The 7,013-nt window shown below is 56.3% G+C and carries 4 protein-coding genes and 1 pseudogene; 3 read left to right on the top strand and 2 right to left on the bottom strand.

The genetic code is table 11. The annotated features are described in order from the left end of the window. Window positions 1-1,081: pseudogene (gene ascB, locus AB7E14_RS17945) on the bottom strand (6-phospho-beta-glucosidase); the annotation flags it as partial. A gap of 21 nt (window positions 1,082-1,102) precedes the next feature. After that, entirely contained in the window at window positions 1,103-2,557 is a 1,455-nt protein-coding gene (gene ascF, locus AB7E14_RS17950) for a PTS cellobiose/arbutin/salicin transporter subunit IIBC (protein ID WP_042999597.1), read from the bottom strand. A gap of 265 nt (window positions 2,558-2,822) precedes the next feature. On the opposite strand from ascF, the gene AB7E14_RS17955 reads away from it, so the two are divergent. From AB7E14_RS17955 to hypF, 3 genes are all read left to right on the top strand, one after another. Further along, entirely contained in the window at window positions 2,823-3,836 is a 1,014-nt protein-coding gene (locus tag AB7E14_RS17955; RefSeq protein WP_109739422.1) for a LacI family DNA-binding transcriptional regulator, read from the top strand. A gap of 144 nt (window positions 3,837-3,980) precedes the next feature. Continuing rightward, window positions 3,981-4,526, top strand: a complete 546-nt coding sequence (gene hydN / locus AB7E14_RS17960; protein WP_044266623.1) for an electron transport protein HydN — start codon at window positions 3,981-3,983, stop codon at window positions 4,524-4,526. Between the two features lie 103 nt (window positions 4,527-4,629). Further along, window positions 4,630-6,867: a carbamoyltransferase HypF gene (gene hypF, locus AB7E14_RS17965; RefSeq protein ID WP_316962014.1), complete on the top strand. Its 2,238-nt coding sequence runs from the start codon at window positions 4,630-4,632 to the stop codon at window positions 6,865-6,867. Window positions 6,868-7,013 lie beyond the last annotated feature (146 nt).

Raw genomic sequence — 7,013 nt, forward strand, 5'->3', positions numbered from 1 at the left:
ACATCATATTCATCGTGTTGCGCAGTCCAAGCGGGTCGATCCCCCAGCCCCAGTCGCTGACCTGGATGTACGGGTTGCGCATTGACTACACCACGTTCGCGGCACTGCTGTTCTTTGTGTTCATCTCAGCCGACGCGCAGCGCGACGTGTAATAGCTGAAAGAGACAAAATCGACGGTGTTTTTCAGGATTGCATCATCTACCGGGGCTTTCTCAATCACCACACCTTTTTCACGAAACACACGGGCAGAGTAAGCTGGATACGCGCCGCGCGCCTGTACGTCAATGAAGAACAGGTTTTCACGATCTTTTTCCAGCGCTGTCCAGACATCTTCCGGTTTGCAGGAGTACGGATAAAAATTACCGCCCGCCAGCATGCAGCCCACCTGGTTCTGCGGGTTGATCTCATGGGCAATTTTCGTCGCCAGCGCGCTGGCAATCAGCTCATGGTGCGCGGCCTGATATTTCACCTGATCCTGATTTTCCCCCTCTTCAAACACCAACCCCGCGCCGGAGAAAGGGCTGTGCAGCATGATGTTGATTTCATTGAAGGTCAGCCAGTATTTCACCAGACCGTCAAAGGCGTCAAAACAGGTACGCGCATAGCGGGTGAAAAACTCCACCATCTTGCGATTACGCCAGGAGCCGTATTCGGTAACCAGGTGCATGGGCACGTCGAAGTGGCACAGTGTAACCAGCGGTTCAATACCGTACTTTTTGCACTCGGCAAACACCGCGCGATAGAAGGCAATGCCTTCCTCGTTAGGCGTCAGTTCGTCGCCGTTGGGATAAATACGGCTCCAGGCAATCGAGGTGCGAAAGACGGTGAAGCCCATTTCCGCCATCAGGGCGATATCGTCCTTATAGCGATGGTAAAAATCGATCGCCTGATGGCTGGGATAAAATTCATCATTCCGCAGCTGGAAACGTTTCTCCTGTCCCAGTTTGACCGGCATGCGATGCTCGCCGTGCGGGATCATATCGACAGTGGTCAGCCCTTTGCCGCCCTCCCGGTATGCGCCTTCAGCCTGGTTGGCGGCCAGTGCGCCGCCCCATAAAAATCCTTGCGGAAATACAGCCATAATAACCTCAGTGAATAACAGTCAGACGCTGGCACCTTTAACCGTAGACGGTTGTGCAGCCTGGTTTTTTCGTGCCTGTGCGGCCGCGTCTTCGACGGGGATATCTTCAAAGCCCAGCAGCAGCGTCAGGACAAATGACAACACCACCGCCAGCGCCATGACGCCAAATACCCAAACAATAGTCATGGGATTCGCCGGATCGAAGAACTGAACGCTGGTAAACAGGCCCGGCGCCGCCATCGAGTGGCTGGCGAGTCCAGCCATCCCGGCGACCGCGCCACAGATAAAGCCGCTGATCAGGCTGGCAATCAGTGGACGTTTCAGGCGCACCGCCACACCGTAAAGCGCGGGTTCCGAAATTCCGGCCATGATGGCCGAGGCCGCCGCTGCCAGCGCAGTCTGGCGCAGTTCCGGGTTTTTCGTTTTCCAGGCTACCGCCAGCGAGGAACCGCCGAGCGACAGGTTGGCGCCAATTTCGGACGGCATGACCATCCCTTCTTTACCCGTTTCGGCAATGGTCTGAATGATGGTTGGCGTAAAGACACGGTGCATCCCGGTCATTACCAATAGCGGCCACAGCGCGCCCATGATGGCAACAGACAGCCAGCCGAGATAACCGTGAATGGTATAGACCAGCGCGGATATCGCGCTACCAATCCAGATGCCAATCGGCCCAATCAGGACGATGGCCAGCGGCGCGGCGATTAGCACGATCAGCATAGGCTTGAGGAAGTTTTTGGTGACCGCGGGCGTAATGCGATCCACCCAGCGTTCGATGTACGACAGACACCAGGTCATCACCAGCGCCGGAATAACCGTATAGGTGTATTTCACCGCGGTGACCGGGATCAGGGCGAATTCAACGTGCTCACCCTGTGCCGCTTTCGCCATCAGGTCGATAAAGCTTGGATGCACCAGCACCCCGGCAATGGCGATCGCCAGCGACATGTTGGTTTTAAATTTAATCGCCGCCGAGGCCGCCACCATTAACGGCAGGAAGAAGAAGGCGCCATCGCCGATCACGGTCAGGATCGTTAACGTGGAGGAGCCTTTTTCCAGCACGCCGGTCATTTCAAGGATCATTGCCAACAGTTTGAGCATCGATCCGCCGATAATCGCCGGGATCAGCGGCGACATGGTACCGATTAGCGCATCAAGGATCCCCGCGCCAATGCGTCTGAGCGTCAGCTTGGGTTTGCCAATGGGCTCGGCGGGTTGCATATCGCCCGGCAACAGGTTGACGACCTCACGATACGCCTGGGAGACGGTATTGCCGATAATCACCTGGCACTGGTTGTCGCTGCGAACGACGCCGAGTACACCGCTGAGGGTTTTGAGCGTGGCACTGTCGACCAGCGTGTCATCTTTCACAACGAAACGCAGACGCGTCATGCAGTGTGTCACTGCGGTGATATTGTCGACGCCGCCCAGAGCCGTCACCACGGAGCGCGCCAGCGCTGCATAATTCTTGGACATAGGATTTTTATCCTGTTTTATCAGTAGGGTACGTTTTATTTTTGCCGCACATTCGCCTGAGCGATCGTCGGTGATGAAACGCTGATGAGAAACCGGTTCCACAAAATCATGAATAGTTTATTAGAGTTGGGCAATATTTAATTTTATCCATTTTTGTGAAATGTGATTCATGTCACTCACGGTTTTCTGGTGTGATTTAGCATCGGGGACAACCACGCGGCAGTGAAGTACACTGCATCTCATTGCGAGAAAAGGAAGAAAACTTATGACGACGATGCTGGAGGTAGCGCAGCGGGCCGGGGTGTCGAAGGCGACGGTCTCCAGGGTGCTTTCAGGGAATGGCTACGTCAGCCAGGAGACGAAGGATCGTGTATTTCAGGCAATTGAAGAGAGCGGCTATCGGCCTAACCTGCTGGCGCGTAGCCTTGCGGCGAAAACCAGTCAGACGCTGGGGCTGGTGGTGACTAACACCCTCTACCACGGCGTCTATTTTAGCGAATTGCTGTTTCATACCGCGCGGATGGCGGAAGATCAGGGGCGTCAGCTTCTGCTTGCCGATGGAAAACACAGCGCGGAGGAGGAACGCCAGGCGATCCAGTATCTGCTGGATTTGCGCTGCGACGCGATCATGATCTACCCGCGTTTTCTCAGCGTGGATGAGATCGATAAAATAATCGACAGCCACTCGCAGCCGATTATGGTGCTTAACCGCCGGTTACGGAAAAACAGTAGCCACTGCGTCTGGTGCGATCAAAAGCAGACCAGTTTTAACGCCGTGGCGGAACTGATTAGCGCAGGCCATCAGCAGATTGCCTTTATCACCGGTTCGATGGACTCACCCACCGGGGTTGAACGCCTGTCGGGGTACAAAGAGGCACTGACCCGACATGGTATCGCCGTTAATGACGACCTGATCGTCAAAGGCAAATGGACGCCGGCCTGCGGTGCCGCAGGGGTGGACGTGCTGCTTTCTCGCGACGTGACGTTCAGCGCGCTGGTGGCCAGCAATGACGACATGGCGATTGGGGCCATCAAACAGTTGCATGACAAAGGGGTCGCCGTGCCATCGCAGGTGTCGGTGATTGGTTTTGACGATATCGCGATGGCGCCCTACACCATACCGGCGCTTTCCAGCGTCAAAATTCCGGTGACGGAGATGATTCAGGAGACCATTGGCCGACTCATTTTCATGCTGGACGGCGGGGCGTTTACGCCACCGAAAAGCTTCACCGGCACGTTGATTCGCCGAGATTCCGTTATGTCGATGGCGGCGCAGTAACATTGTCACCCGTCATCGTCATTCGTGACGATGACACCATAACGGTCACCCTCTGTTTTTAAATATCGTTAAATTACAGCAAGATAAAAACTGGCATGATTTGTGAATGTTCCGGCACATTATCTGTCATTGCTGGAGAATTTGATGAACCGTTTCATCATTGCAGACGCCAATAAGTGCATTGGTTGCCGTACCTGTGAAGTGGCCTGCGTGGTCTCCCATCAGGAAAACCAGGACTGCGCGTCACTGACCCCTGAAACCTTTTTACCCCGTATTCATGTAATCAAAGGTGTGAATGTCTCGACGGCGACGCTGTGCCGCCAGTGCGAGGACGCGCCGTGTGCGAACGTCTGTCCGAACGGTGCCATCAGCCGTGATAAAGGTTTTGTTCATGTCATGCAGGAACGTTGCATTGGCTGCAAAACCTGCGTGGTGGCCTGTCCATATGGTGCAATGGAAGTCGTGGTGCGTCCGATTGTGCGTAATAGCGGTGCGGGCCTGAACGTACGGGCAGAAAAAGCGGAAGCTAACAAGTGCGATCTCTGTTATCACCGCGATGCCGGTCCAGCCTGTATGGAAGCCTGTCCGACGCATGCCCTGATTTGCGTTGACCGTAATAAGCTCGAGCAACTCAGCGCGGAAAAGCGTCGTCGTGCGGCGCTGGATTCTTCCGCTTCTTTGCTTTTCTGATTCCTGCCGCAAAAATCACTCAGGAAACGCGCTGGCATCAAGGGAATTCCCGGAAATTTTCGTAAAATACCTTTCCGGGAATGATGATGGCGAGAATGACTCAATGGCAACAAATACCCCCTCTGGCATACAGCTCCGTATTCGCGGCAAAGTTCAGGGCGTCGGCTTTCGTCCTTTCGTCTGGCAACTGGCGCAGCAGCTTCAGTTGCATGGCGACGTCTGTAATGATGGCGATGGCGTGGTGGTTCGATTGCTGGAAGATCCCGCGCTGTTTATCCGTGAACTGCATGCCCATTGTCCGCCATTGGCGCGTATCGACAGCGTAGAAAGTGAGCCTTTTCGCTGGGCGCAGCCGCCCACGGAGTTCAGCATTCGCCAGAGTGCGGGCGGCACGATGAACACCCAGATTGTGCCCGATGCCGCGACGTGCCCGGAATGTCTTGCCGAAATGAATACGCCCGGAGAGCGGCGTTATCGCTATCCATTTATCAACTGCACCCATTGCGGCCCGCGTTTTACCATTATCCGGGCGATGCCCTACGATCGTCCGTTTACTGTGATGGCGTCATTTCCGCTCTGCCCGCAATGCGACAGCGAGTATCGCGATCCCTGTGACCGACGTTTTCACGCCCAGCCGGTGGCGTGCCCGGCGTGTGGTCCGCATCTGCGCTGGCTGAGTGGCGGACACCATGCGGAAAAAGAGGCGGCATTACAGGCTGCGGTTGAAATGCTACAGACCGGAGGTATTGTTGCCGTTAAGGGGATCGGCGGGTTTCATCTGGCCTGCGATGCGCGAAACAGCGATGCCGTGGCGCGGCTTCGTGCGCGTAAGCGCCGTCCGGCAAAACCGCTGGCAGTCATGCTGCCGGATGCGTCGGGCCTGCCGGATACGGCAACCCGACTGCTGAAAACGCCCGCCGCCCCGATTGTGCTGGTGGATAAGCAACATGTTTCCTCGCTGTGTGACGGTATTGCCCCAGGGCTTGCGGAGGTTGGCGTGATGTTGCCCGCCAATCCACTTCAGCACCTGTTGCTTCAGGCGCTGAAGCGCCCGCTTGTAATGACCTCCGGCAATCTTAGCGGTAAACCGCCGGCCATCAGCAACGAACAAGCACTTGAGGATTTGCAGGATATTGCCGAGGGTTTCCTGTTACACAATCGCGACATCGTGCAGCGCATGGACGATTCCGTCGTACGTGAAAGCGGTGAAATGCTGCGTCGCTCGCGGGGATATGTCCCGGACGCGCTGGCGTTGCCGCCGGGATTTCATCATATACCACCGATACTCTGTCTGGGGGCGGATCTGAAAAACACCTTCTGCCTGGTGCGCGGTGAGCAGGCGGTGATCAGCCAGCATCTTGGCGATCTCAGCGATGACGGGATTCAGAATCAGTGGCGTGAGGCACTGCGGCTAATTCAGAACATCTATGATTTCACGCCGCAACGCATCGTTCATGATGCTCATCCGGGCTACGTTTCCAGCCAATGGGCGAGCAAAATGAACCTGCCGACAGAGATTGTGTTGCATCATCATGCCCATGCCGCGGCGTGCCTTGCCGAGCATGGGTGGCCGCTGGACGGTGGCGATGTTATCGCCCTGACGCTGGACGGCATTGGAATGGGTGACGCGGGCGCGCTGTGGGGAGGAGAGTGTCTGCGGGTGAACTACCGTGAGTGTGAACATCTTGGTGGATTGCCCGCCGTGGCGCTTGCCGGTGGCGATCTCGCCGCGAAGCAGCCCTGGCGTAACCTGTTAGCGCAGTGTCTGCGCTTTGTGCCTGACTGGCAGCGCTATCCGGAAACGCAATACCTACAGCGACAGAACTGGAACGTGCTGGCGCGAGCGATTGAGCGTGGGATTAACGCACCGCTGGCCTCGTCCTGCGGGCGTCTGTTCGATGCGGTTGCCGCAGCGCTGAACTGCGCGCCAGAATCGCTCAGTTATGAAGGGGAAGCAGCCTGCACACTGGAGGCGCTGGCGTCGCAATGCGTGGGGGTTAAACATCCGGTCACGCTTCCCTTGACGGGGAATCAACTGGATCTGGCAACCTTCTGGTCGCAGTGGCTGAACTGGCAGGCAACGCCCGCTGAACGCGCATGGGCTTTCCACGATGTGCTGGCACAAGGGTTTGCCGCGATGATGCGCGAGCAGGCCACGGCACGCGGTATCAACACGCTGGTGTTCAGCGGTGGGGTGATGCACAACCGGTTACTGTCGGCTCGCCTGGCTTATTATCTGGCGGATTTCACGCTGCTGTTCCCGCAGCAGTTACCAGCCGGTGACGGTGGACTGTCGCTGGGACAGGGGGTGATTGCTGCTGCGCGTGGGATGCTATCTTAGTTATTCTTTGTTATGAGTGGGTCAACCAATCAGTAGTGTCCGGAGTGAATGGCGACGCAGCGGCTTTCTATGCGGGACTGGTTGGCGTGATATACGGTCGTGACGTCAATTTAGTGATAATGATGAACTAAATCGGCGTCACGATC

Origin of the sequence: Citrobacter sp. (assembly GCF_050252275.1) — a bacterium.
GTDB lineage: Bacteria > Pseudomonadota > Gammaproteobacteria > Enterobacterales > Enterobacteriaceae > Citrobacter_A > Citrobacter_A amalonaticus.